This is a genomic window from Ramlibacter henchirensis, assembly GCF_004682015.1.
Lineage (GTDB): Bacteria > Pseudomonadota > Gammaproteobacteria > Burkholderiales > Burkholderiaceae_C > Ramlibacter > Ramlibacter henchirensis.
Genome location: NZ_SMLM01000003.1, coordinates 176,862 through 200,786, shown reverse-complemented (window position 1 = coordinate 200,786; position 23,925 = coordinate 176,862). Strand labels below are relative to the sequence as shown.

Annotated in this window: 22 protein-coding genes and 1 tRNA gene; 8 read left to right on the top strand and 15 right to left on the bottom strand. The window is 67.7% G+C overall.

From position 1 onward, the window contains the following. Nucleotides 1–36: 36 nt before the first annotated feature. The 4 genes from EZ313_RS19055 (at nucleotide 37) to EZ313_RS19040 (ending at nucleotide 3,610) form a co-directional block, all read left to right on the top strand. Nucleotides 37–546, top strand: coding sequence for a TRAP transporter small permease (locus tag EZ313_RS19055; RefSeq protein ID WP_135264896.1), 510 nt, complete (start codon nucleotides 37–39; stop codon nucleotides 544–546). Next, nucleotides 543–1,862, top strand: a complete 1,320-nt coding sequence (locus EZ313_RS19050; protein WP_135264895.1) for a TRAP transporter large permease — start codon at nucleotides 543–545, stop codon at nucleotides 1,860–1,862. Before EZ313_RS19055 ends, EZ313_RS19050 begins: the two co-directional genes overlap by 4 nt. A 66-nt stretch (nucleotides 1,863–1,928) precedes the next feature. Further along, a complete protein-coding gene (locus EZ313_RS19045) occupies nucleotides 1,929–3,002 on the top strand; it encodes a TRAP transporter substrate-binding protein (RefSeq protein WP_135264894.1) in 1,074 nt (357 codons plus the stop codon). Nucleotides 3,003–3,049: 47 nt separating this feature from the next. Then, nucleotides 3,050–3,610, top strand: coding sequence for an NUDIX hydrolase (locus tag EZ313_RS19040; RefSeq protein ID WP_240788710.1), 561 nt, complete (start codon nucleotides 3,050–3,052; stop codon nucleotides 3,608–3,610). A gap of 13 nt (nucleotides 3,611–3,623) precedes the next feature. On the opposite strand, the gene EZ313_RS19035 is transcribed toward EZ313_RS19040, so the two are convergent. The 13 genes from EZ313_RS19035 to aceA form a co-directional block, all read right to left on the bottom strand. Beyond that, entirely contained in the window at nucleotides 3,624–5,606 is a 1,983-nt protein-coding gene (locus EZ313_RS19035; protein ID WP_135264893.1) for a serine/threonine-protein kinase, read from the bottom strand. A gap of 23 nt (nucleotides 5,607–5,629) precedes the next feature. Continuing rightward, complete coding sequence (locus tag EZ313_RS19030) at nucleotides 5,630–6,520, bottom strand: adenylate/guanylate cyclase domain-containing protein (RefSeq protein WP_135264892.1); 891 nt, start codon at nucleotides 6,518–6,520, stop codon at nucleotides 5,630–5,632. Between the two features lie 89 nt (nucleotides 6,521–6,609). Then, nucleotides 6,610–6,686 (bottom strand) — tRNA-Pro (locus EZ313_RS19025). 26 nt (nucleotides 6,687–6,712) lie between these two features. After that, the gene (locus EZ313_RS19020) at nucleotides 6,713–7,162 is read right to left on the bottom strand and encodes a MerR family transcriptional regulator (RefSeq protein ID WP_135264891.1); all 450 of its coding nucleotides are present in this window, start codon (nucleotides 7,160–7,162) and stop codon (nucleotides 6,713–6,715) included. A gap of 92 nt (nucleotides 7,163–7,254) precedes the next feature. Continuing rightward, nucleotides 7,255–7,590: an integration host factor subunit alpha gene (locus EZ313_RS19015; protein ID WP_135264890.1), complete on the bottom strand. Its 336-nt coding sequence runs from the start codon at nucleotides 7,588–7,590 to the stop codon at nucleotides 7,255–7,257. Between the two features lie 40 nt (nucleotides 7,591–7,630). Continuing rightward, a complete protein-coding gene (pheT, locus tag EZ313_RS19010; protein WP_135264889.1) occupies nucleotides 7,631–10,051 on the bottom strand; it encodes a phenylalanine--tRNA ligase subunit beta in 2,421 nt (806 codons plus the stop codon). Nucleotides 10,052–10,072: 21 nt separating this feature from the next. Then, nucleotides 10,073–11,116, bottom strand: a complete 1,044-nt coding sequence (pheS, locus tag EZ313_RS19005; protein WP_135264888.1) for a phenylalanine--tRNA ligase subunit alpha — start codon at nucleotides 11,114–11,116, stop codon at nucleotides 10,073–10,075. A 94-nt stretch (nucleotides 11,117–11,210) separates the two neighbouring features. After that, a complete protein-coding gene (gene rplT, locus EZ313_RS19000; RefSeq protein ID WP_135264887.1) occupies nucleotides 11,211–11,570 on the bottom strand; it encodes a 50S ribosomal protein L20 in 360 nt (119 codons plus the stop codon). Between the two features lie 25 nt (nucleotides 11,571–11,595). Further along, nucleotides 11,596–11,799 carry a 50S ribosomal protein L35 gene (rpmI, locus tag EZ313_RS18995; RefSeq protein WP_135264886.1) on the bottom strand — a complete coding sequence of 68 codons (204 nt, stop codon included), beginning with the start codon at nucleotides 11,797–11,799 and terminating at the stop codon, nucleotides 11,596–11,598. A gap of 187 nt (nucleotides 11,800–11,986) precedes the next feature. Next, complete coding sequence (gene infC, locus EZ313_RS18990; protein WP_135264885.1) at nucleotides 11,987–12,598, bottom strand: translation initiation factor IF-3; 612 nt, start codon at nucleotides 12,596–12,598, stop codon at nucleotides 11,987–11,989. Nucleotides 12,599–12,673: 75 nt separating this feature from the next. Continuing rightward, complete coding sequence (gene thrS, locus EZ313_RS18985) at nucleotides 12,674–14,581, bottom strand: threonine--tRNA ligase (protein WP_135264884.1); 1,908 nt, start codon at nucleotides 14,579–14,581, stop codon at nucleotides 12,674–12,676. A gap of 193 nt (nucleotides 14,582–14,774) precedes the next feature. Beyond that, nucleotides 14,775–16,598: a CHASE domain-containing protein gene (locus EZ313_RS18980; protein WP_135264883.1), complete on the bottom strand. Its 1,824-nt coding sequence runs from the start codon at nucleotides 16,596–16,598 to the stop codon at nucleotides 14,775–14,777. Between the two features lie 144 nt (nucleotides 16,599–16,742). Next, nucleotides 16,743–18,050, bottom strand: coding sequence for an isocitrate lyase (gene aceA, locus EZ313_RS18975; protein ID WP_135265324.1), 1,308 nt, complete (start codon nucleotides 18,048–18,050; stop codon nucleotides 16,743–16,745). Nucleotides 18,051–18,370: 320 nt separating this feature from the next. Between aceA and EZ313_RS18970 the strand changes: the two genes are divergently transcribed. Next, nucleotides 18,371–19,276: a DMT family transporter gene (locus EZ313_RS18970; RefSeq protein WP_276606971.1), complete on the top strand. Its 906-nt coding sequence runs from the start codon at nucleotides 18,371–18,373 to the stop codon at nucleotides 19,274–19,276. Between the two features lie 13 nt (nucleotides 19,277–19,289). Here the strand turns inward: EZ313_RS18970 and EZ313_RS18965 are convergent, their stop codons facing one another. Continuing rightward, nucleotides 19,290–19,784 carry an Lrp/AsnC family transcriptional regulator gene (locus EZ313_RS18965; protein ID WP_135264882.1) on the bottom strand — a complete coding sequence of 165 codons (495 nt, stop codon included), beginning with the start codon at nucleotides 19,782–19,784 and terminating at the stop codon, nucleotides 19,290–19,292. 94 nt (nucleotides 19,785–19,878) lie between these two features. Here EZ313_RS18965 and yedA point away from each other — a divergent pair, with 94 nt between their 5' ends. Together yedA and EZ313_RS18955 are read left to right on the top strand one after the other, a co-directional pair. After that, nucleotides 19,879–20,787: a drug/metabolite exporter YedA gene (gene yedA, locus EZ313_RS18960; RefSeq protein ID WP_135264881.1), complete on the top strand. Its 909-nt coding sequence runs from the start codon at nucleotides 19,879–19,881 to the stop codon at nucleotides 20,785–20,787. 176 nt (nucleotides 20,788–20,963) lie between these two features. Continuing rightward, the gene (locus EZ313_RS18955; RefSeq protein ID WP_135264880.1) at nucleotides 20,964–21,401 is read left to right on the top strand and encodes an SWIB/MDM2 domain-containing protein; all 438 of its coding nucleotides are present in this window, start codon (nucleotides 20,964–20,966) and stop codon (nucleotides 21,399–21,401) included. Nucleotides 21,402–21,467: 66 nt separating this feature from the next. Here the strand turns inward: EZ313_RS18955 and EZ313_RS18950 are convergent, their stop codons facing one another. After that, on the bottom strand, nucleotides 21,468–23,171 hold the full coding sequence (locus EZ313_RS18950) for a thiamine pyrophosphate-binding protein (protein ID WP_135264879.1): 1,704 nt from the start codon (nucleotides 23,169–23,171) through the stop codon (nucleotides 21,468–21,470). Nucleotides 23,172–23,209: 38 nt separating this feature from the next. Between EZ313_RS18950 and EZ313_RS18945 the strand changes: the two genes are divergently transcribed. Then, complete coding sequence (locus EZ313_RS18945) at nucleotides 23,210–23,872, top strand: TetR/AcrR family transcriptional regulator (protein WP_135264878.1); 663 nt, start codon at nucleotides 23,210–23,212, stop codon at nucleotides 23,870–23,872. Nucleotides 23,873–23,925 lie beyond the last annotated feature (53 nt).

Sequence of the window (23,925 nt, the reverse complement as noted above, 5' to 3'; positions counted from 1 at the left end):
GCGGCGGCGCGGCGAACAACAAGAAGGAGCCTGCCCTTGCGCGTTCTGGAATCCCTGGCCAAGCTGTGCGCCATCCTGGCCGGCGTGCTGCTGACGGGCATCACGCTGATGACGTGCGCCAGCCTGATCGGCCGCAACACCACGGGGCACTCCATCGTGGGGGCCTTCGAACTCACGGGGGTGGCGGCCGGCGCGGCGATCGCGCTGTTCATGCCCCTGTGCCAGATCCGCCGCGGGAACATCATCGTCGACTTCTTCACCGCGAGTCTGCCTGAACGCGTGAACGACAAGTTCGATCGCATCGGCGCGCTGCTGCTGTTCGTGGTGTTCGCGTTGCTCGCCTGGCGCAGCACGCTGGGCGGCATCAACGTCTGGCAGTCGAACTCGGAGACGCAGATCATGGGCTTCCCCGAGTGGGTGGTCTATGCGTTCATGGTGCCGGCCTTCGCGCTGAGCGCGCTGATCGGACTGTGGCAGGCGGTGTTCGGCTTCGGAGGCACGAAGCCCGAGGACCCGGTGGCGGCCGCCCAGGAGGCCGTGCAATGACGCCGCTGGCCCTGACCGCCCTGATCTTCGGGATCATGCTGGCCTGCATGGCCGTGCGCATCCCGATCGCGGTGAGCATGTTCGCCGCGGGCGCCATCGGCTACGTGATGCAGACCGGTTGGGCGCCGTTCTCCTTCTTCCTGAACACGCAGGCCTTCGCGCGCTTCGCGAGCTACGACCTGTCGGTGATCCCTCTGTTCATCCTGATGGGGCACTTCGCCACCAAGGGCGGCATCAGCAAGTCGCTGTTCGAGTTCGCGGCGGCGGTGATGGGACGCATGAAGGGCGGACTGGCGATGGCGTCGCTGCTGGCCTGCGCGGCCTTCGGCGCGATCAGCGGCTCCTCGGTGGCGACGGCCGCCACGATCACCAGCGTCGCGCTGCCGGAGATGCGGCGCCACGGCTATTCGGGGCGGCTCGCCACCGGGACGCTGGCTGCCGGCGGCACCCTGGGCATCCAGCTTCCGCCTTCGATCGTGCTGGTGATCTACGCGATCCTGACCGAGCAGAACATCAGCAAGCTGTTCGCCGCGGCCATCGTGCCCGGCATCATCGCGATGATCGGCTACATGATTGCAGTCGGCCTCTATGTGCGCCTGGTCCCCGGCCATGCACCCGAGGTGGAGGAGGCGCCGCCGCCGATGACGCTGCGCGCGCTGATGGGCATCGTGCCGATCGCCATCATCTTCCTGCTGGTGTTCGGCGGCATCTATGGGGGCTTCTTCACGCCCACCGAGGGCGCGGCCGTCGGCGCCTCCACCACGTTCCTGACGGCGCTGCTGAAGGGCGAGATGACGCTGAAGAAGTTCAAGGAATGCTTCTACGGCACCGCCGTGAGCGCCGCCATGATCTTCCTGATCTTCCTCGGGGCGGACCTGATGAACGCGGCGCTGGCCCTGACGCAGGTGCCCAATCAACTGGCGCAGGTGGTGGGCAGCTGGGGCGTCGCGCCGCTGCTGGTGGTGGTGGCCATCCTGCTGTTCTACGTGGTGCTCGGCGCCGTGATGGACGAGTTGTCGATGCTGCTGCTCACGATCCCCATCTTCTTCCCGATCATCATGGGGCTGGACTTCGGCATGCCGCGCGAATCGGTCGCCATCTGGTTCGGCATTGTGGTGCTGATGACGGTGGGCTTCGGCCTGATCGCGCCGCCGGTGGGACTGAACGTCTACATCGTCAACGGCCTCGCAAAGGACGTCCCGATGGGCGAGACCTACCGCGGCGTCATGCCCTTCCTGATCAGCGACGTGCTGCGAACGATGCTGTTCCTGTTCTTCCCGATCATCCCGTTGTGGCTGGTGGGGTTCATCAGTTGAGGGAAAGCCCCGTGGCGCGCGCCACAGGGCTGCAGTTAAGTTCATGCATTCCGTAGGAGATTCGAAATGATCCAGCGACGCACGCTCCTGAAGTCCACCGCGGCGGTGGCGCTCGGCGCGCCCGGCCTCAGCGGGCTGGCGCAGCAGGCGGTGACACTGAAGTTCCACACCTTCATGGCGCCCCAGTCCAACGTCTGGCTGACCATGCACAAGGCGTGGATGGAAAAGGTGGAGAAGGACTCCGGCGGCCGCATCAAGTTCGAGGGCTACCCCGCGATGCAGCTGGGCGGCACGCCCGTGCAGCTGTACGACCAGGCCAAGGACGGCGTCGTCGACGTCGTGTGGACGCTGCCCGGCAACACCGCCGGCCGCTTCCCGCGCATCGAGGTGTTCGAGCTGCCGTTCATGATGAACAACGCCGAGGCGACTTCGAAGGCGTACTGGGAGTACGTGCAGACGGTCGCGCAGGACGAGTTCAAGGACACGCAGGTGCTCGCGCTGCAGGTGCACGGGCCGGGCATGTTCCACACGAAGAACAAGCTCATCAAGACAGCCGACGACCTGCGCGGCTTGAAGGTGCGCGGCCCCACTCGTCAGATCACGAAGATGCTCGGCTTCCTGGGCGCCACGCCGGTCGGCATGCCGCTGCCGCAGATCCCGGACGCGCTGTCCAAGGGCACCATCGACGGCTGCGTCATCCCGTGGGAGGTCGTGCCCTCGGTCAAGGTGGACGAGCTCACGAAGTTCCACAGCGAGTTCGATCCGGCAGGCGGCGCGCTGTACACCACTACGTTCGTCATGGCGATGAACAAGGCCAAGTACAACTCGCTCGCGCCCGACCTGAAGAAGGTGATCGACGCCAACTCCGGCCTGGAGACCTCCGCCTGGCTGGGCAAGGTGCAGCAGGGCAACGACGCCGTCGGCCGCAAGACCGCGGTGGATCGCAAGAACACGATCCACACGATTTCCGCCGCCGACGCGCAGGAGTTCAAGCGCAAGGCTCGCCTCGTCGAAGTCGAGTGGGTGGAGGACATGAACAAGCGAGGCTTCGACGGCAAGAAGCTGCTCGACACCGCCAAGTCGCTGATCGAGAAGCACGGCAAGTCCACCCCCGCGGCCGCCGGCGGCAAGAAGGCTTAAACTTCCTTCGCGTTCCCGTCCAAAGGGCTCCCTCGGGAGCCCTTTCCGTGTCCACCGTGCCGCCTTTCCGCACCCCGATCAAGCATTGCCGAAACTGCGGGCAGGCGGTGGTCTACCGCGTGCCCGACGACGGCGACACGCGCGAGCGGGCCGTGTGTCCGGCGTGCGGAACCATCCATTACGAGAACCCGCTCAACGTGGTCGGCACCGTGCCCTACTGGGGCGACAAGGTGCTGCTGTGCAAGCGCAACATCGAGCCGCGCTGGGGCAAATGGACGCTGCCTGCGGGCTTCATGGAGCTGGGCGAGACCACGAAGCAAGGCGCGGCGCGGGAAACCGATGAGGAGTCCGGCGCGCAGGTGGAAATGGAGGACCTGGTCAGCGTGATCAGCGTGCCCCGGGTCGGCCAGGTGCACCTGTTCTACCGCGCGCGCCTGCTGAGCGACCAGTTCGCGCCGGGGCACGAGACCATCGAAGCGCGGCTGTTCGGCGAAGACGAGATCCCCTGGGAGGAGATCGCCTTCAAGACCGTGCGCGAGACGCTGCTGTGCTACTTCGAAGACCGGCGGCGCGGGCGCCACGCCGTGCACAACCTCGAGGTCAGCTGAGCGCCGGGCGGCGCTAGTTGCGCACGCGGCTCTCGTCCCGCAGCCGCGCTTCTTCCTTCAGCCGCACGCAGGCCGGGAAGTTCTGGTAGCCGGGCTTGGCGCACTCGTTCTGCAGGCAGAACTCCTTCAGCACGAAGATCTTGTCCTTGCAGGTTTCCGAAGGCGGCACCAGGTGCTGGGCCCGGGGGCCGCCGCTCTGCGCGACCCTGGGCTCGTCGGCGCGGGCGTGCTGCTCCTCCGCGGGGGTTGCGGGTGCGGGTGCGGCGGCCGAGGTCGGCGCGGGCGCCGATGTCGGGGCTGTGCCGGCACGCCGCGCAGTTGCGGTGGTGGCGGGAGTGGCTGCCACGGCGGGAACAGGCGAGGACGCCGGACGGACCGCTGCAGCCGACACGGTTCGAACGGCGGAAGCCGGTGCGAGCGCGGGGGTTGCCGGTGCCCGTGCGGTGCCCACGATCGTGCTGCCTGCGGCGGGCGCGGCTGGTGCGGTCGCGGCTGGTGCGGGCGCAGCGATTGCAGTGGGAGCGGCCGACGGCGGTGTCTCGGGGCTTGCCGCAGTTGCGGCGCCAGCGTCCGCGCCGGGGCTGCGGGTCCACAGCAGCACGGCCAGGAGCGCCACGCTGACAACGGCCGTGGCGGCGCCGGCCCAGCGCAGCGAAGGCCTCGTTCTCGGCATCGGCGCAGGTTTCGGGAGCGCCGCAACCCTCGCCAGTCGAGCCCGGGCCTCGTAGCCCGCGTCCGGGTTCGTGGGAAGCGTGGCGTGCGCCTGGGCCAGGGCCTGCCAGGCGCGATCGGCCTCGGACGCGTCGGATCCGTACTGCAGTGGGACGGTTGCCGTCGCTGTCGCCGTGGCCTCGTTGCCGGCAGCCGCCGGCGCCGGACCCGCGCGTGTCATGCCGTGCAGCACGGTCAGGTCCGGATCGCCGGGCGCAGCCAGCCGTTGCAGGCGCCGGCGAGCGAGGTCGGCATAGATGCCTTCGGGGAATCGCAGCAGGAATCCTTCGAGTTCGCGCGCATCGGTGGAGTCGCGCACGGCGCGCCAGTACTCCAGCTCCAGCTCCTGCGTGATCTGGCCGCCGGGCAGCGTCGGGGCGCGAGCGGAGACCAGCGGCGGCGCCATCGGCGGCATCGTGGGCACGCGCGTGCCCTGCTGCGGCGGCGCCATGACGGGAAGGTCCAGCTCCGGGAACGCCTCCCGCAAGGCCTGCCAGAACTCGGCCGCCGTGGGGAAGCGCTCGTCACGGTTCTTGGCGAGGGCGCGCGCCATGACGGCATCGACCGCCGCAGGCAGCTCCGGCGCGATCGAAGTGGGCGCGGCCGGCGTGTGCCCGAGCACCTGGTGGATGATCGAGAAATCGTTGTCGCCGTCGAAGGGGCGTGACCCGGTGAGCAGCTGGTACGTGACCACCGCGGCGGAGAACAGGTCGGCGCGCGCGTCCACCTTCTGGCCTTGCACCTGCTCGGGCGCCATGTACTTCAGGGTGCCGATCATGCTGCCCTGGGTGCGCGTGGATTCGCCCGCGATTCGCGCGACGCCGAAGTCGGTGAGCTTGAGCCGGCCGCCGCTTTCGACCAGCAGGTTGGCCGGCTTGATGTCGCGGTGGACCACGCCCTGCCGGTGGGCGAAATCGAGCGCGGCCAGCAGGTCGTGGATCAGGCGCAGCGCGTCGTTGACGGCGTAGCGGCCGCCCCGGTCCAGCAGCTGCTTGAGGTCGTCGCCGGCGACGAACTCCATGACGAGGAAGGCGGTGTTGCCGTCGCGGTCGGAGTCGTAGACGGTGACGATGTTCGGATGCTGCAGGCGCGCGGCCGATCGCGCTTCGATGCGGAAGCGCTCCTCGTATTCGGCGGCGGCCGCGGTGCCCAGGCCGTCGACCATGATGGTCTTGATGGCGACGTGGCGGTCCAGGTTGGGGTCGCGGCCTTCGTAGACCACGCCCATCGCGCCCTTCCCGAGCACTCGGACGAGGTCATAACGGCCCAGCTTCTTGATTTGCACTTGGGACCCCGTGGGTGGGCAGGTCAGGCCGAAACGGCGAACTCCACCCGGGGCGCGGCTTCGGCTTCACGCTCGCAGCCCAGAGTGATCAGGCCGCTGCCGACCAGGTAGCACTCGGTCCGCCGCAGGACCAGGGGTGTGTTGCCGCCGCCCATGTAGACCCAGGTGCCGAAACTGGACTGGTCGCTCAGGATGAAGTGACCGCCTTTCCAGTCGACCGTGGCGTGGACGCGCGACACGCGGGCATCGTTGATGGAGAGAGTGGCGGTGGCGGCGCGGCCCAGCGTGAGCGAGGTCCCCTGCGGGTCCACCCGGAGTGTCTTGCCGGCGCCGGTGAGCTCCAGGTGGGCGTTGGGCGTGGCCTTGAACATCGAAGCGCCCATCATCGTGGCGTCGACATCGCGCTCGGGCTGCCACTGGACGCGATAGACCTCGGTCTGCTCGTTCTTGCCGCGCAGGAACATCGGGCCCAGGCTGCGCAGCTTGCCGCGCAATTCGGCGCCGAGCGCCTCCCGCACGCGGCTGGTGGTGAGGATCTGCTCGGCACCGGCCAGGTCGGCCAGGCGCGCGGCGCTGTTCACGGCATCGCCGTAGCAGTCGCCTTCGATCTCCACCACTTCGCCGGATTCGACGCCCATCTGCATCTGCACCGGCTTGCCGGTGCCGCCGGGATACACGGGGGTGTCCTGCAGGCGCTTCTGGATGCTGACGCAGGCGGAGATGGCGTCCGCCTCGGCCGGAAAGACCACGAAGAGGCCGTCGCCCAGCAGCTTCACGACGCGGCCGCGGTGCTGCTCGAACGTGCGGGAAAGCGCCGTCGTGAGCTGGGTGACGAACCGCCCGGCCGTCTCGTCGCCCAGCCTCTCGAAGATGCCGGTGCTTCCGACCAGGTCAGCAAATACAACGGTGGCCATGTCGCGGCCATTGTATGCCGCAGCTCTGCCGGAAACAAAGAAGCCGGCGCAACGTGTGTCGCGCCGGCCCTATTGCTGATGACGGAAGATGGTCGGCGTGGCGGGATTCGAACTCGCGACCCCTTGCACCCCATGCAAGTGCGCTACCAGGCTGCGCTACACGCCGAGCCCGCCATTATATGCGGCCCCGCGTCAGTGGTTCGCCGACAACAGGTCGCGGATCTCGAACAGTTCGCGGCGGACCAGCAGCAGCTTCTCCGAAACCTCGTCGGCTTCGGGCGGCAAGGCGCTGTCCTCGAAGTCCTCGAGCGTGGAGTCTTCCACCTCGATGACTTCGACGCCCTCGAGCATCACCTCCCCGGCGCGGCGCTTGTCCCTTTCGAGCTGGACCAGCTCCTGCAGCTTGTTGCGCGCGCCGCTGATGGTGAAGCCCTGGTCGTACAGCAGGTCGCGGATGCGCCGGATCATCAGCACCTCATGGTGCTGGTAGTAACGGCGGTTGCCGCGCCGCTTCATCGGCCGCAGCTGGGTGAACTCCTGCTCCCAATACCGCAGCACGTGCGGCTTGACGCCGCACAAGTCGCTGACTTCACCGATGGTGAAGTACCGCTTGGCCGGGATGGCGGGAAGAGCTTTCTCCACTGAAATCAATGTGGTACGAGAGAAAGCTTCTAGGTTACTCGAAGACAGCCGCAGGCGCAAAGCGGCCGCGCACGGGGGCCACCCGGTGTTGTTCAATCGCCAGAGCTGTCGGCGCCGTGGCCCTGGATCTGTTCCTTCAGCTTGTGGCTGGCGTGGAACGTCACGACCCGGCGCGCCTTGATCGGGATGGCTTCCCCGGTGCGCGGATTGCGGCCCGGACGGGGGGCCTTGGTGCGGATCTGGAAATTGCCGAAGCCGGAAATCTTCACGTCCTGGCCGTCGACGAGGCTGCCCGCGATCAGGTCGAAGAACGCGTCGATCATGTCCTTGGACTCGCGCTTGTTCAGCCCGATCTGCTCGAACAGCAGTTCCGCGAGCTGCGCCTTGGTGAGCGCCGGCGTCTCGAGGCTTTCGACGGTGAAGTCCATCGTGGGCTCTTCCCTTGTTGTTGTCAGCATGCCGAAACTCCTAGCTCCTGAGACGGCCGCCGAGGCGTTCGCCGATGCGGTCGACCACGGCCCGCACTGCCGCGTCGATCTGGTCGTCGGTCAGTGTGGCCTCGGGGCTGGCGAGCGTCAAGCGCACGGCCAGGCTTTTCTCGCCCGCCGCCATGCCGGCCGTCGCCTGCTTGGGCTTGTAGACGTCGAACAGCAACGCGTCCCGCAGCAGCCCGCCGGTGTCGGCCGAATGGATCGATTCCATCAGCGCCGCATGCGTGACGCTGTCGGCCACGATGACCGCGATGTCGCGCTCGGCCGGCTGGAAGCGCGGCACCGGCTGGAACGAGGGGAGGTCGCGCGCGAGCACGGCGTCGAGATCCAGTTCGAACAGCACCGGCGCGTGCGGAAGGTCCCACGACTGTCGCCAGCGCGGATGCAGTTCGCCGACGAACCCCGCTTCGCCGCCGTCGATCTCGATCGACGCGCAGCGGCCTGGATGCATGGCCGGATGCGTGGCCGGGCGGAACACGCCGCGGCGCGGTGAAAGCAAAGCCTCGACGTCGCCCTTGATGTCGTAAAAGTCGACACCGGGCGCCTTGCGCGCCCACTGCAGGCCATCCCCCTCGCCGTAAGCCAGGCCCGCCACGCGCATCGGCTGGCGCACGCCGCGAACGGTGCTTTCCCCTGTTTGCACCGACACGTCACGCAGGAAAACGCGGCCCACTTCAAAGACGCGAACCCGTTCCGCCTTGCGATCCAGGTTGAAGCGAAGCACCTGCAGCAATGAACCGATCAGCGAGGAGCGCATCACGCTCATCTGGCTCGCGATCGGGTTGAGGAGGCGGATCGGGTCGGCGTTGCCGGCCAGCTCCTTTTCCCAGCTTTCCTCGACGAAACTGAAGTTGATCGTCTCCTGGTAGCCCAGAGCGGCCAGCAGGCGCCGGAGCGCGAAGGGGGAGCGGCGCGATTCGCGCGGCAGCTTGGCGGTAATGGGCGCGAGCGGAGACGTCGTGGGCAGACGCTCGAAGCCCACGATACGCGCGACTTCCTCGATCAGGTCTTCCTCGATCGCGAGGTCGAAGCGGTACGGCGGCGGCGTGACCGTGACGATGCCGTCCTGCGTCGCGCGAGCGGGCAGCCCCAGGCGCCGGAACGCATCGAGGCACTGCTCCTGCGACACCGGCATGCCGATCACCTTCGTGGCGCGCGCGACGCGCAGCGACACGGGCCTGGCTTCGGGGAGCGACAGCACCTGGTCGTCCATCGGCCCGGCCTCGCCGCCGCAGATTTCCAGGACCAGGCGCGTGATGTGCTCGATGTGTTCGACCGTCTGGCTCGGATCGACACCGCGCTCGAAGCGGTGCCCCGCGTCGGTGGAGAAGTTGAAGCGGCGCGAGCGACCCTGGATCGCCTGCGGCCACCAGAACGCGGCCTCGACGTAGATGTTGCGGGTCTCGTCGGAAACCGCGGTCGCATCGCCGCCCATGATGCCGGCCAGCGACTCCACTTCCCTGTCGTCCGCGATCACGCCGACCTTCTCGTCGACGGTGATCGTGTTGCCGTTCAGGAGCTTGAGCTGCTCGCCCGCGCGCCCCCAGCGCACCTCGAGACCGCCATGGATCTTGTCGTGGTCGAAGATGTGGGAAGGCCGGCCGAACTCGAACATCACGTAGTTGGAGATGTCCACGAGCGCCGTCACGCTGCGCTGGCCGCAGCGGGCCAGGCGGTCCACCATCCACTGCGGTGTCTTCGCCTGCGTGTCGACGTTGCGGACCACGCGGCCGGAGAAGCGCCCGCACAAGTCGGGCGCCTGCACCTTCACCTTGAGCTTGCCATCGTGCACCGGCCGCACCGGCTCGAACTTCGGCTGCTTGAGGGGCGCACCGGTCAGGGCCGAGAGCTCCCGCGCCACGCCGTAGACGCTGAGCGCGTGCGCCAGGTTGGGCGTCAGCTTGAGCGTGAAGACACAGTCGTCGAGCGCCAGGATGTCGCGAACGTCTTTTCCGACAGGCGCGTCAGCAGCGAGTTCGAGCAGCCCGCCGTGGTCTTCGGACAGCTTGAGCTCACGCGCCGAGCACAGCATGCCCTGGCTCTCGACGCCGCGCAGCTTGCCCAGCTTGATCTGGAACGGCTTGCCGTCCTCGCCCGGCGGCAGTTCGGCGCCGACCAGCGCGCATGGCACACGGATGCCGGGGCGGGCGTTCGGCGCGCCGCAGACGATGTTGAGCAGCGCGCCCTGCCCCACGTCCACCTGGCACACGCGCAGGCGATCGGCGTTCGGATGCTGGGCGGCTTCCTTGATCTCGCCCACCACCACTCGGGTGAACGGCGGCGCGACCGGGCGCAGGTCCTCGACCTCCAGCCCGCCCATGGTGAGCACGTCGGCGATCTCTTTGGTGGACAGCGGCGGGTTGCAGAACTCGCGCAGCCAGGACTCGGGAAATTGCATGTTGGCTCTTGGCTTGCGGGCTCAGCGGAACTGGCGCAGGAAACGGATGTCGCCTTCGAAGAACAGGCGCAGGTCGTTGACGCCGTAGCGCAGCATGGTCAGGCGGTCCGGCCCCATGCCGAAGGCGAAGCCGATGTACTTCTCGGGGTCCAGGCCCATGTTGCGCACGACGGTGGGATGCACCTGGCCGGAACCGGCCACCTCCAGCCAGCGCCCGGCCAGGGGGCCGCTCTGGAACTGGATGTCGATCTCGGCGCTGGGCTCGGTGAACGGGAAGAAGCTCGGACGGAAGCGCAGCGCCAGGTCGTCGCTTTCGAAGAACGTGCGGCAGAAGTCGGTGAAGACGACCTTCAGGTCCTTGAAGCTGACGTTCTCGCCCAGCCACAGGCCTTCGCACTGGTGGAACATCGGCGAGTGCGTCGCGTCGCTGTCCACGCGGTAGGTGCGGCCGGGCGCGATCACGCGGATCTCCGGCATGTCGCGGCCCGCGTACTTGCGCACATGCTGCTGGGCGTAGCGCACCTGCATCGGGCTGGTGTGCGGACGCAGGTTGTAGGGGATGCCGTCCTCGCCGTCGATGTCGACGTAGAACGTGTCCTGCATCGAACGCGCGGGGTGGTTGGGCGGGTTGTTCAGCGAAGTGAAGCTGTGCCAGTCGCTCTCGACCTCCGGCCCGTCGGCGACGTCGAAGCCCATGCTCGCGAAGATCTGCTCGATGCGCTCGAGCGTCAGGCTCACGGGGTGCAGGCCGCCGGGCTCGCGCAGACGGCCCGGCAGCGAGACGTCGAGCGCCTCGGCCTTGAGCTGGGACTCGAGCTCGGCGTCGGCGAGCTCCTGGCGGCGCTCGGCAAGCGCGGCTTCGATCGCCTGCTTGGCCACGTTGATGGCGGCGCCCCGGCTCTTCTTTTCCTCCACCGGCAGCGCGGCCAGGCCTTTCATCAGCTCGGTGATGCGGCCGGCCTTGCCGGTGAATTGCGCCTTGGCGTTCTCCAGTTCGGCCGGTGTGGCCGCCTGGGCGAAGGCGCGGCGGGCGCTCTCGACGATCGATTGCAGTTCTTGGGTCATCAGACGACAAACAGGGGCTAGTGCAGCGCCCTAGCCCCTGTCCTTGAAGTTACCGTTGCGCCGGGCGCGCCTTGCGGTGCGCCCGGCTGCGAACTCAAGCAGCCAGCTTGGCCTTCACCTGGTTCACGATGCCGGCGAACGCCGCCGGGTCGTGCACGGCGATGTCGGCCAGGACCTTGCGGTCGATGTCGATGCCGGCCTTGCGGATGCCGTTGGCGAACTGGCTGTACGTCAGGCCGTTGGCGCGGGCCGCGGCGTTGATCCGCGCGATCCACAGCTGGCGGAAGACGCGCTTGCGCTGGCGGCGGTCACGGTAGGCGTACTGGCCTGCCTTCATCACCGCCTGCTTGGCGATGCGGAAGACGTTGCCGCGGCGGCCGCGGAAACCCTTGGCGAGGGCGAGGACCTTCTTGTGACGGGCGCGAGCCGTGACACCACGTTTGACGCGAGGCATGTGTGTTCTCCTTCTTCGTCGTGGGTTACAGGCCTGCGAACGGCAACATCTGGGCCATGTGGCCCATGTTGGTCTCGTGCACGGTCACGGGGCCACGCAGGTGGCGCTTGTTCTTGGTGGACTTCTTGGTCAGGATGTGACGCTTGAAGGCTTGGCCGCGCTTGACGGTGCCGCCGGGTCGCACGCGGAAGCGCTTCTTGGCTCCGCTCTTGGTCTTCATCTTGGGCATGTGAATGCTCCTTCTTCGTTCGTGCTCGTGAGGCGCCGCGAATCCTTCGCGTCTTGATGGCCCCGAGCCACTTGTCGGCGAGTTTCCAAGTTCGCCACTTGTGCGCGGCTTTCGCCGCGCGGGAAGGCACAAAGCCTTCCCTTCGCCGGACCGCGCCGGCGCCAACCGATGCGATCCGTGAATGCTCCTACGCCGTCGCCGTTCCGGCGGCTTCGGCAGCCGGCTTGGGCTGTCCGCCGCCCGGCTTCCTGCGGCCCGGCGCGATCATCATGATCATCTGCCGGCCCTCGAGCTTGGGGAACTGCTCCACCAGGATGGTGTCGCCCAGCTCGTCGCGGATGCGCTGCAGCAGCGCCATCCCGATCTCCTGGTGCGTGATCTCGCGGCCGCGAAAGCGCAGCGTGATCTTGCACTTGTCGCCCTCTTCCAGGAAGCGCCGGATGTTGCGCATCTTGATGTTGTAGTCACCGTCGTCGGTGCCCGGGCGGAACTTGATCTCCTTGACCTCGATGACCTTCTGCTTGGATTTCGCTTCCGCGGCCTTCTTCTGCTCGAGGTACTTGAACTTGCCGTAGTCCATCAGCCGGCACACGGGCGGGTTGGCGGTCGCGGCGATCTCGACCAGGTCCACGTCCAGTTCGCCTGCCATTCGCAGCGCCTCCTGGAGGCTGACGATGCCCAGGGGCTCGTTGTCGGGTCCGGAGAGCCGGACTTCCGGGGCCATGATCTCCCGGTTCAGGCGGTGCTTGCGTTCCTCGCGCTGGCGGCGGTCGCGAAAGTCAGTAGCGATGGTCTCGATCCTTCATCAATGGTGGGCTACCCCAAGTAGCAAAGCCGCCTCAGTTCACGCCCGCAAGCTCTGCCTCAAGTTCGGTCAGCTCTTGCTGGCAACGTCCCGGGCCAGACGTTCGGAAAACGCCTGGAGGGGCATTGCACCGAGGTCCTGGTTGCCCCGGGCGCGCACTGCGACGGCACCTGCCGCCTTTTCCTTGTCGCCGACGACCAGGATGTAAGGCAGCTTCTGCAACGAATGCTCCCGTATTTTATACGTAATCTTCTCGTTGCGAAGGTCGAGCTCTGCCCTAAACCCTTGATTCTGCAGAGTTTTCGCAACCTCGCGCGCCCAGTCCGCCTGCCCGTCCGTGATGTTGAGCACCGCGACCTGCACCGGCGCGAGCCACGCGGGCAGCGCGCCTGCGTGGTGCTCCACCAGCATGCCGATGAACCGCTCCAGGCTGCCGACGATGGCCCGGTGAAGCATCACGGGGTGGGCCCGGCCGCTCGTCTCCGTCACGTACTCGGCGCCCAGGCGCTCGGCCGTGTTGAAGTCCACTTGCATCGTGCCGCACTGCCAGTGGCGGCCCAGCGCGTCCTTGAGCGTGTACTCGATCTTGGGTCCGTAGAACGCGCCGTCGCCCGGCGAGACCACGAAGTCCACCCCCGAGCGCCGCAGCGCCTCCATCACGGCGTGCTCGGCCTTGTCCCAGAGCTCGTCGGAGCCGACCCGGTTCTCCGGCCGCGTCGCGACCTTGTAGAGGATGTCGGTGAAGCCGAAGTCTCGGTAGACCTGCTGCAGCTTTTCCGTGTACGCCACGCACTCGTCCAGGATCTGGTCCTCCGTGACGAAGGCGTGCCCGTCGTCCTGCGTGAAGCCGCGCACCCGCATGATCCCGTGCAGCGCGCCCGAGGGCTCGTTGCGGTGGCACTGTCCGAACTCGCCGTAGCGAAGCGGCAGGTCGCGGTAACTGCGCAGCTGCGACTTGAAGATCAGCACGTGGCCGGGGCAGTTCATCGGCTTGAGCGCGTAGTCGCGCTTTTCCGATTCCGTGACGAACATGTTCTCGCGGTAGTTCTGCCAATGGCCCGTCTTCTCCCACAGGCTCTTGTCCAGGATCTGCGGCCCCTTCACCTCCTGGTAGCCCGTGTCCTTGTAGACCTGCCGCATGTACTGCTCGACCGCCTGCCACACAGCCCAGCCTTTCGGATGCCAGAACACCACGCCCGGCGCGACGTCGTCGATGTGGAACAGGTCCAGCTCACGGCCGAGCTTGCGGTGGTCGCGCTTCTCGGCTTCCTCCAGCATGTGCAGGTACTGCTGCAGTTCCTCCTTGCTGGCCCAGGCCGTGCCGTAGATGCGCTGGAGCATCTCGTTGCGGTGGTCGCCGCGCCAGTAGGCACCGGCCACCTTCATCAGCTTGAAATGCCGCAGCTTGCCCGTGCTGGGCACGTGCGGGCCGCGGCACAGGTCCTCGAAACCGCCTTCGCGATAGAGCGAGACTTCCTCGTTCTGCGGGATGCTGGCGATGATCTCGGCCTTGTAGTGCTCGCCCAAGCCCTTGAAGTACTCCACCGCGGCATCGCGCGGCAGCACACGCCGCACCACCGGTTCGTCCTTGGCCGCGAGTTCGGCCATGCGCTTTTCGATCGCCTGGAGGTCCTCCGGCGTGAAGGGCCGCTTGTACGAGAAGTCGTAGTAGAAGCCGTTCTCCACCACCGGCCCGATCGTGACTTGCGCTTCCGGGAACAGCTCCTTCACCGCATAGGCCAGCAGGTGCGCCGTCGAGTGCCGGATGACCTCCAATCCGTCGGGGTCCTTGGCCGTGATGATGGAGACGGGCGCGTCGCGGTCCACCGTGTACGTGGTGTCCACGACCTTGCCATCGACCTTGCCGGCGAGCGCCGCCTTGGCGAGGCCCGGGCCGATGGACGCGGCGATGTCGGCCACCGTGACGGGGCCCGGATACTCCCGGCGCGAGCCGTCGGGAAGCGTGATCGAGATCATGTTGGGAAGCTCCAGCGAGACGGGAAAACGAAAAGCGCGGCCTGTAGCCGCGCTCTTGCTGGAAACCGAAGCTTGCCTCGTGACGCGCGACTACCCGGCCGCTACAGGGCCGTGGATCCTTCCGGAGTAGTTCGCGGTGTCATAACCGAAGCTGCCTTTCTCGCCCTTGTTGTGCCTGGGGGAACGCTCGATTCTAACCGCCCGTCCGCGGACCCGCAGCGGCCGCGCGCTCCCGCGGCAGGACCAGCACGAACTCCGCCCCGCGGCCGAGGCCCTCGCTGGCCGCTTCGATGCGCCCGCCGTGCAGTTCCGCGAGCCGGGCGGCCAGGCTCAGGCCGATGCCCAACCCGCCGCCCTTCGCATTGCGGTCCACCTGCACGAACAGCTCGAACACCTGGCGCAATTGCTCGGGCGTGAGCCCGACGCCGGTGTCCTTCACGCGCATGCGCACGGCAGGACCGTCCGCCCACGCGCCGACTTCGATGCGGCCGCCCTCCGGCGTGTAGTGGGCGGCGTTGTTCAGCAGGTTGGTGAGGATCTGGGCCACCCGTGTCGGGTCGCAATCGAGATGGAGTTCGCCGTCCACGGGCGACACCAGGAGCTCGTGCCGGCGCTGTTCGACCAGCGTCCGGCTCGTCTCCACCGCGGCATCGACCACCTCGGCCACGCGGACCCGCTCCCGCTTCAGCGCGATCTTGCCGCGCGAGATGCGCGAGACATCCAGCAGGTCGTCGACCAGCCGCACCATGTGCAGCAGCTGGCGTTGCGCGATGTCGCGGGCCCGCTGGGCGAGGCCGGGGTCGGGCCCTCGCTGAAGGATCTCCAGGGAATTGCGGATCGGCGCCAGCGGGTTGCGCAGTTCGTGCGCCAGCACGGCCAGGAACTCGTCCTTGCGCTGGTCGCTTTCGCGCTGCCGCGCATACAGCTCCTCCAGTTGCTCGGCCCTTTGCCGCGCCTGCTCCTCGCTGGCGTGCAGCGCCAGCTCGTTGGCCCGACGCTGGGCGGAGGCCCGCTCCGCCGCGCGCCGCGCGCGTGCCTGCACCAGCGTGATCCACGCCAGCAGCACGCTGGCGGCGAGCGACACCGCGACCAGCCAAGGGACCAGCCGCCGGTGCGAAAGCGACTCGAAGTCGGGCCGGCTGCTCATCACCAGCAACCAGCGGCGCCCGGCGACGTCCAACTGCCGGGCGCTCGAGTGCGCCGCCGCGCTGCGCGCCTTCTCGCGCGTGGACTGCATCAGCGCGTGCGGCCGCGCCTCACTGCCGTCGTACAACTCGAAGTCGATCTGCTGCAGACCCGTGCCGCGAACCCCGGTGAGCAGGTCGCCCACCCGCAGGGGCGCATAGACGAAGCCCTGCAGTTCGCGCCTGCGCCCCTCCAGCGTGTCCGGCACGCTGCCGTCACGGTAGACCGGCAGGTAGATCAGGAAACCGGCCTGCTTGCTCTCGTCGATCTCCTGGACCAGGATCACCTTGCCCGAAGCCGCGGCGGCCCCGTTGTCGCGCGCACGGCTCATCGCCTCGCGCCGGGTCGGCTCGGTGAACATGTCGTAGCCGATGGCCGCCTGGTTGCGCTCGTCCATCGGCTCGAGGAAGACGATCGCGTGGTATTCCTCGCGCGCGCCCATCGGCCAGACGCGCACCTGCTCGTCGTCATCATCACGGGCGCGGGCGACCACTTCGCCGGGCGCGCCCGGGCCGACGCGCGCCGAGAAGCCGATACCCTGGATGCCGGGATACCGCTCGCGCAAGCGCAACTGCGCCACGTAGTCACGGAACTGCTCGCGGCTGACCTCGCCCTGCGCCGCGAACAGGCCGGCCGTGCCGTGCAGCAGCGTGATCGTGGTGTCCAGGCGCTCGCGGATCGCGTCCGTGGTGCGAACGGCATCGGCTTCGAAGGCGGCACGGTCCCGCTGCTCGATCGACCTGGTCACGTAGAACAGCAGGACGGCCGTGACCATCAGGGCCAGCAGCAGGACGAGCAGCGGCGCCACCCAGAGGCGGTGCGGACGAGGCACGAGGGATTCGGGAGAAGTCGCAGTCACTGGCTAGCGAAGCGGCGCGCGCGGGCATCGCCCGCGCACCCGGCATGCTACCGCCGGCACCAGAAAAAATGGGCCGGCACGCCCCTGCGCGCCGGCCCAACCTCATCGCTCAGGACCTCAGGCGGCCTTCTTCTCGTCGAAGAACTGCGCGTCCTCCGTGGATCCCTTCAGCGCGGCCGTGGAAGCTTCCTTCTCGATCGTCGTGGTCACCGCGTCGAAGTAGCCGGTGCCCACCTCGCGCTGGTGCTTGACGGCCGTGAAGCCCTTCTCGGCGGCGGCGAATTCGGCCTGCTGCAGTTCGACGAAAGCGCTCATCTGGTTGCGCGCGTAGCCGTAGGCCAGGTTGAACATCGAGTAGTTCAGGCTGTGGAAGCCGGCCAGCGTGATGAACTGGAACTTGTAGCCCATCGCGCCCAACTCCTTCTGGAACTTGGCGATGGTGGCGTCGTCCAGGTTCTTCTTCCAGTTGAACGAGGGCGAGCAGTTGTAGGCCAGCAGCTTGCCCGGGAACTTCGCGTGGATGGCATCGGCGAACTGCTTGGCGAAGGCGAGGTCGGGCGTGCCGGTTTCGCACCAGATCAGGTCGGCGTACTCGGCGTAGGCGAGGCCGCGGCTGATCGCCTGCTCCACTCCGTTGCGGGTGCGGTAGAAGCCTTCCACGGTCCGCTCGCCGGTGAAGAACGGCTTGTCGTTCTCGTCCACGTCGCTGGTCACCAGGTCGGCGGCTTCGGCGTCCGTGCGGGCCAGCAGCACGGTGGGCGTGCCCATCACGTCGGCGGCAAGGCGCGCCGCCACCAGCTTGGACACCGCTTCACGCGTGGGCACCAGCACCTTGCCGCCCATGTGGCCGCATTTCTTGGCGGCCGCCAGCTGGTCCTCGAAGTGCACGCCGGCTGCCCCCGCTTCGATCATGGCCTTCATCAGCTCGAAGGCGTTGAGCACGCCACCGAAGCCCGCTTCCGCATCGGCCACGATGGGCGCGAAGTAGTCGATGTAGCCCTCGTCTCCGGGGCCCTTGCCCTCGCTCCACTGGATCTGGTCGGCGCGCTGGAAGGTGCTGTTGATGCGGCGGACGACCTTCGGCACGGAATCGACCGAGTACAGCGATTGGTCCGGGTACATCTCGCCGTTGCTGTTGGCGTCGCCGGCCACCTGCCAGCCCGAGAGATAGATGGCCTTGAGGCCGGCCTTGACCTGCTGCATCGCCTGGTTGCCGGTGAGCGCGCCGAGCGAGTTCACGAAGGGTTCGGTGTTGATCAGGTTCCACAGCTTCTCGGAACCGCGCTTGGCCAGTGTGTGCTCGATCTGCAGCGACCCGCGCAGCCGCACCACGTCGGCGGCGCTGTAGCCGCGCTTGATGCCTTTCCAGCGCGGGTTCTCGGCCCAGTCCTTTTCCAGTTGCGCGATCTGCTGCTCGCGGCTCAGGTGCGTCCAGTTGCTCATGCGTTCACTCCTTGGTAGTTGAAAGCGGGCGGCGGGTGGCCGTTTCGAGCAACTTTAAGTCTTGTAGAAGACTTTGTGGGACTCCTGTGTCTTATAAAAGACCTGAGATATTCCTGTTCCGGATCAATAGCTTGCGCATTTCATTCCGCAATACGACAACGGCCTTCTCATATTGGGAAAATTTGCGGCGGTGCAGCATGACCGCATTTCGTTATGCGGAATGCTCTTGCAGGCCGGTGAAAAGGACTCGCGAGGGGACGGGGGAGGCGGCTCGGGCAAGATGCGCGCTTTTTGCCCGACCCGTGACGCCTGCCCTGCCCCGCTGGCTTGCCTGCGCCTGTCTCGCCCTCAGCATGTCGCTGGTGGGCAGCTACGTCGCGCTGTCCAAGCCGCTGGTGGCCGCGATCCCGGTGTTCCTGCTGGCGTGGCTGCGTTTCGGCATCGGCGCCCTGGCCATGCTGCACTGGCTGCCCAGGCCCTCGAACGAGCGGCCGCTCCAGGCCGGCACCAGGCGCCTGCTGTTTCTCGAGTCCTTCCTGGGCAACTTCCTGTTCTCGATCTGCATGCTGTTCGGCGTCAGCATGACGAGCGCCGTGTCGGCGGGCGTGATCATGGCCTCGATCCCCGCCGTGGTCGCGGTGATGAGCTGGGCTTTCCTGCGGGAACGGGTGGCGCCGCGCGTGTGGGCTGCGGTCGCGTGCGCCGTTGGTGGCATCGCGCTTCTCGCGTTCGGGAAGCCGCCCGGCGAGACGGGCGACACGGCCTGGCTGGGCAACGTGCTGGTGTTCGGCGCCGTGCTCTGCGAGGCGGCCTACGCGGTGATCGGCAAGAAGCTCACCGGCGCGCTGGGGCCGCGGCGCATCAGCGCGATCGTCAACCTCTGGGGCCTGCTGCTGGTCACGCCGTTCGGCCTGTGGCAGGCCACTTCGTTCGACTTCTCGGCGCTGACCGCGCCGACCTGGCTGCTGCTCCTGTTCTACTCGCTGGCCGCGAGCGTGTGGAGCGTGTGGCTGTGGATGACCGGACTGCGGCACCTGCCCGCGGCGCTGGGTGGCGTGTTCACGGTGATGCTCCCGGTGTCGGCTGCGCTCGTGGGCGTGCTGGTGCTGGGCGAGCCGTTCGGCGGCTTGCAGGCGGCGGCGTTCGCACTTGCGCTGGCCGGCGTGCTGCTCGCGACCCTGCCGTCCGGGTCAGCGGACGGCCGCTGACCAGGGCGCCGGCTCACCTTCCGGTCACTTTCCGGATCGCCGGCTTGATGTTCTCCCGGCGCGCCGGCAGCACGCCCGCGTTCTCGCGCGGCATGTTCAGCACGATCGATGTGGAAGTTTCGGTGAGGAGGCAGAAGCGCGTGACCACGGCATCGAGGTGCTCGACGTCGATGACCGCGATCTCCAGGATCCAGCTGTCCTCGCCGGTGACGTTGAAGGCATTGATCACCTCCGGCGTGTGCTCGATCAGCTTCACCACTCGGGCGTACTCCACCCGCCCCACGCGCACGATCGCGCGGATGCCGTAGCCCAGGCGCTGGTAGTCCACCACGGCGCGATAGCCCTTGATCACGCCCTGCAGCTCCAGCTTGCGCACGCGCTCCGTCACCGCCGGCTGGCTCAGATGCACCCGGCGGCCGAGTTCCGCCATGCTGATTCGGGCGTCCTGCTGCAATTCGGCCAGGATGCGGCCGTCGTAGGCGTCGATTTCGGAAATTTCGGTGGGCATCGCCCGATCAACCTTGAAAAACAAGGCCAGGAAGCCTCGTCTCCGCGAATTGTGCATGGCTTGCGTACCCTCGCCCACCTACGATCGTTTTGCCATGAGCATCCCGTCCACCACCCTCGCCCCGCCCCCTCCCGCCCGCAACCTGGTCGTGCCGGCCCTGCTCGCCTGCTACCTGGTGTGGGGCTCCACCTACCTGGCGATCCGCTGGGCGCTGGAGAGCTTTCCGCCGTTCTTCCAGATGGGCACGCGGTTCCTCTGCGCCGGCGTGCTGTTGCTGGCCTGGGTCATGGTGCGGGGCGGCCGCTGGCCCAGCGCGCTCCAGTGGCGCAATGCGGCGCTCATCGGCACGCTCATGCTGGGCGCCGGGATGGGCCTGACGGCCAGCGCGGAGCAGCACGTCGGCTCCGGCCTGGTCGCGGCCTTCATCGCCGTGGTGCCGATGCTGGTCTGCCTCTGGGGCCTGCTGTTCGGCCAGAAGCCCGGTCGGCTCGAGCTCGCCGGCATGGTGGTGGGACTGGCCGGCGTGCTGCTGCTGGTCCGCGGAGCCAGCTTCGGGGCCTCGCCGGCGGCCATCGCCTGCATCACGGCAGCCACGCTGGCGTGGTCGCTGGGGTCCGTGCTCTCCACCACACGCTGGCCGCTGGCGCCCGGCGCGGCGGGATTCGCCAGCGAGATGCTGTGCGGGGGCGTGGCCTTGATGCTGGTCTCCCTGGCGCTGGGCGAACGCCCGCGGTGGCCGCCGCAGCCGCTGGCGGCGGCCGCCTGGCTGTACCTGGTCGTGGCCGGATCGCTGGTGGCGTTCAGCGCCTACCTGTACCTGCTGGCCCACGCGTCCCCCGCGCTCGCCACGAGCTACGCCTTCGTCAACCCGGTGATCGCGCTGCTGCTGGGCGTGACGCTCGCCGGCGAGGCGGTGAGCGGCGCCGAATGGGCCGCCTGCGCCGTCATCCTCACGGGGGTGGTGCTGATCTTCAGAGGCAAGAGCGAGCAGTCCTCGCGCTGACCCGGGCCCTCTCCAGAGGGGAAACGCCCCCTCCGGGCGGCGGAAAAAACGACAGCGCCCAGCGAAAAACGCTTCTCTCCCCTTGGAAACGCGTTTTTTCTCCTTTAGCATCCGCCTTGCCAGTGGTAGCTAGCTTTTTCCCATTGGTGATCACTCAACTTCTAGAAGGAAATCAAATGGCAACTGCGAAGAAAGCGGCAGCGAAGAAAGCTCCCGCCAAGAAGGCCGCGGCGAAGAAGGCTCCGGCCAAGAAGGCCGCCGCCAAGAAGGCGCCGGCGAAGAAGGCCGCTCCGGCCAAGAAGGCCGCCGCGAAGAAGGCTGCTCCGGCGAAGAAGGCCGCCGCCAAGAAGGCGCCCGCCAAGAAGCGCACCCCGAACGCGGCGTTCATGAAGCCGCTGACCCCCAGCCCCCAGCTGGCCGCGGTCGTGGGCAACCAGCCGATGCCCCGCACCGAAGTGGTCAGCAAGCTGTGGGCCTACATCAAGAAGAACAAGCTGCAGGACACCAACAACAAGCGCATGGTCAACGCAGACCCCAAGCTGAAGGAAATCTTCGGCAAGAACCAGGTCTCGATGTTCGAGATGGCTGGCCTGATCGGCAAGCACGTGAAGTAAGCCGGCCTCGCGCCGCAATCAAAAGGGCCGCAGTCGCGGCCCTTTTTCATTGGCGCTCGCCCTGCTTTACTTCTTCTTGAGCGCCGCCTCGCGGAGCGCGCTGAGCGTGCCGCGCGTGGTGAGCACCTCCGGATCCAGCATCACCTCGATCAGCGTGCCCTGCTTGCGCTCCAGTGCCGCCAGCAGCTCCGGCTCGAATTGCGCCGTCTTCGTGATGCGCACGCCCGCGTAGCCGTAGGCACGTGCGAGAGCGGCGAAGTCCGGATTGGCCAGATGGGTGCCGTGCACGTTGCCGGGGTACTCGCGCTCCTGGTGCATGCGGATCGTTCCGTACATGCCGTTGTTCAGGAGGACCACGATGCTCTTGCCGCCGAACTGCGCCGCCGTGGCCAGCTCCTGCCCGTTCATCAGGAAGTCGCCGTCGCCGGCGATGGTGAAGGCGGTGCGGCCCGTGAGCAGGTTGGCCGCGATGCCCGCCGGCACGCCGTAGCCCATCGCGCCCGACGTCGGCGCCGCCTGCGTCTTGAACCCCTTGGCCAGGCCGTGGTGGCGGAAGAAGCGGTGCACCCAGCTGGCGAAGTTGCCGGCGCCGTTGGTCAGCACCGTGTCCGCCGGCAGATGCTTCTGCAGCAGCGCCACGATGGCGGGCATGTCGATGTCGCCCGGCAGCTTCTGCGGAACCAGGTTGGCCTCGTAGTCGGCGTGCACGGCCTCGGTCCAGGCCTGCCACGGCAGCTCGGTCGGCGCGGTCAGCACTTCGAGTGAACGCGCGGCCGCGTTCATGGTGGCGTTGATCGCCAGGTCGGCCTGGTAGACGCGGTTCAGCTCCTCCGCGCTGGCGTGGATGTGCACCAGCTTCTGCTTCGACCGGGGCGGCTGCAGCAGCGTGTAGCCGCTGGTCGTCATCTCGCCCAGCCGGGGGCCGATCGCCAGGACCAGGTCGCTCTCACGGATGCGCGCGGCCAGCTTCGGGCTGACGCCGATGCCCACGTCGCCGGCGTACAGCGGGTGGTGGTTGTCGAACGTGTCCTGGAAGCGGAAGGCATTGCCCACCGGCAGCTTCCAGTTCTCGGCAAAGCGTTGCAGCGCCTGCGCCGCCTGCGGGGTCCAGCCGCCCCCGCCGGCAATCACCAAAGGCTTCTGCGCTGCCAGCAGGATCTCGCGCAGCTTGCGCAGCGAACCCGGGTCGGCCCAGGCTTCGGCCGGCTCCACCCGCGGCAGCGGCGCGGCCGTGGTGGTCTGGACCAGCATGTCCTCGGGCAGGACCAGCACGACCGGGCCCGGACGTCCGTTCATCGCGGTAGCGAAGGCGCGCGCGATGTATTCGGGGATGCGGTCGGGCGAGTCGATGCGCTCGACCCGCTTGGCCATTCCCTTGGTGCTGGGGCCGAAGAAGCTGGTGTATTCGACCTCCTGGAAGGCCTCGCGGTCGCGCTGGTCCGAGGCCACGTCGCCCACGAACAGCACCATCGGCGTCGAGTCCTGGAACGCGGTGTGCACGCCGATGGACGCGTTGGTGGCGCCCGGCCCGCGCGTCACGAAGCACACGCCCGGCCGCCCGGTGAGCTTGCCCGCCGCCTCGGCCATGAAGGCCGCGCCGCCTTCCTGCCGGTTGATGACGAACTGGATGCGGTCCCGGAAGGCGTGGAAGCCGTCGAGCACCGCCAGGTAGCTCTCGCCGGGCACGCCGAAAGCGTGGGTGACGCCTTGTGCGACGAGGCATTCGACGATCAGGTGGCCGGCGATGCTGGGAGCGCGTTCCGTGGGCATGGCTTGACTTTATTAACCAGAATGTGAATTATCGGACGATGACCCGAGGCACCAGGCTGCACGCCGCACCCGCAGCGGAGGAGCGCGTGCGCGACGCCGACCGATCGCAGAGCACCATCTTAGCGGCGGCCCGCGACGAGTTCGCCGAGCTCGGGCTGGGCGGCGCGCGCATGGACCGAATCGCCGAGCGGGCGGGCCTGAACAAGCGGCTGATCTACTACTACTTCCAGGACAAGGAGACGCTGTTCCAGGCCGTGCTGGAGCAGTCCTACCGCGACATCCGCGAGGCCGAACGCCATCTGAACCTGCTGGAGCTGCGCCCCGCCGATGCGCTCCGTCGCCTTGTGGAGTTCACGTGGTCCTACTACCTGGACCACCCCGAGTTCCTCACATTGCTGAACAGCGCCAACCTCCACAAGGCCCGGCACCTGGAGCAGTCGCGCCGCGCGCGCGAGCTGAATTCGCCGCTGATCGAGATGCTCGCGCAGATCCTCGAGCGCGGCCGCCGGGAGGGGTCCTTCCGCGGCGGCGTGGATCCGCTGCAGCTGTACATCTCCATCGCCGGCATGTCGTACTTCTACCTCTCGAACAACCACACGCTGTCGGCCATCTTCGGCCGCGACCTGCTCACGGCCAAGGCGCGCCAGGAGCGTCTCACGCACATGTGCGACGTCGTCCTCGGCTACGTGCTGAGGGGCTGAAAGCCGGGCGCACCGGTCGCGCTTGCACGCGCCGGCCCGAACCCTATAATTCA

Excerpts from the sequence above, each read along its gene's own strand:
- EZ313_RS19045 (WP_135264894.1), top strand. The coding sequence starts at position 1,929 with ATGATCCAGCGACGCACGCTCCTGAAGTCCACCGCGGCGGTGGCGCTC.
- EZ313_RS18945 (WP_135264878.1), top strand. The coding sequence starts at position 23,210 with ATGACCCGAGGCACCAGGCTGCACGCCGCACCCGCAGCGGAGGAGCGC.
- thrS (WP_135264884.1), bottom strand. The coding sequence starts at position 14,581 with ATGATCTCGATCACGCTTCCCGACGGCTCGCGCCGGGAGTATCCGGGC.
- EZ313_RS19030 (WP_135264892.1), bottom strand. The coding sequence starts at position 6,520 with ATGGCCACCGTTGTATTTGCTGACCTGGTCGGAAGCACCGGCATCTTC.
- pheT (WP_135264889.1), bottom strand. The coding sequence starts at position 10,051 with ATGCAATTTCCCGAGTCCTGGCTGCGCGAGTTCTGCAACCCGCCGCTG.
- EZ313_RS19050 (WP_135264895.1), top strand. The coding sequence starts at position 543 with ATGACGCCGCTGGCCCTGACCGCCCTGATCTTCGGGATCATGCTGGCC.
- EZ313_RS18965 (WP_135264882.1), bottom strand. The coding sequence starts at position 19,784 with ATGCCCACCGAAATTTCCGAAATCGACGCCTACGACGGCCGCATCCTG.
- rpmI (WP_135264886.1), bottom strand. The coding sequence starts at position 11,799 with ATGCCCAAGATGAAGACCAAGAGCGGAGCCAAGAAGCGCTTCCGCGTG.
- EZ313_RS18955 (WP_135264880.1), top strand. The coding sequence starts at position 20,964 with ATGGCAACTGCGAAGAAAGCGGCAGCGAAGAAAGCTCCCGCCAAGAAG.
- EZ313_RS19015 (WP_135264890.1), bottom strand. The coding sequence starts at position 7,590 with ATGGACTTCACCGTCGAAAGCCTCGAGACGCCGGCGCTCACCAAGGCG.
- EZ313_RS18950 (WP_135264879.1), bottom strand. The coding sequence starts at position 23,171 with ATGCCCACGGAACGCGCTCCCAGCATCGCCGGCCACCTGATCGTCGAA.
- pheS (WP_135264888.1), bottom strand. The coding sequence starts at position 11,116 with ATGACCCAAGAACTGCAATCGATCGTCGAGAGCGCCCGCCGCGCCTTC.
- rplT (WP_135264887.1), bottom strand. The coding sequence starts at position 11,570 with ATGCCTCGCGTCAAACGTGGTGTCACGGCTCGCGCCCGTCACAAGAAG.
- yedA (WP_135264881.1), top strand. The coding sequence starts at position 19,879 with ATGAGCATCCCGTCCACCACCCTCGCCCCGCCCCCTCCCGCCCGCAAC.